This window comes from Plantactinospora sp. ZYX-F-223 (assembly GCF_039649625.1).
GTDB lineage: Bacteria > Actinomycetota > Actinomycetes > Mycobacteriales > Micromonosporaceae > Plantactinospora.
Window position 1 is genome coordinate 1 of the sequence record NZ_JBDJAV010000212.1, and the last position, 313, is coordinate 313.

The 313-nt window shown below is 75.4% G+C and carries 1 protein-coding gene; it reads right to left on the reverse strand.

Features of this window, described 5'->3' with window-relative positions; all coding sequences use genetic code 11:
* A partial coding sequence (locus tag AAH979_RS43230) for a Chromate resistance protein ChrB (RefSeq protein WP_346263912.1) occupies nt 1-313 on the reverse strand: 313 nt, incomplete at its 3' end.

Consider the following 313-nt stretch of genomic DNA (forward strand, 5'->3'; position numbering starts at 1 on the left):
CGGCCTCGGCGGCGATCTTCGCGTACTCGACCGCGCGGGCTGCCGCCATCTGCCCGGCCAGTTCGCGCTCCGCCGCGGCCGATGCCGGCCGGGCCAGCCACACACTCGCCGTTCCGCGGGCCGCGACCACGTCGTCGGCGACCCACTCCAACTGTTCCCGCGTCCGCGCGTCGGCCGGTAACCCGACCAGGCCGTCACCGATCTGCGCCACGCCGAGCTGCTTGAGCCGGCGCCAGATCGCGATCCGCGGCGTGGACGGCTCGCGCGGCACCCGGTAGGCGAGCAGCACCCACTCACCCGGCACCGACACCAC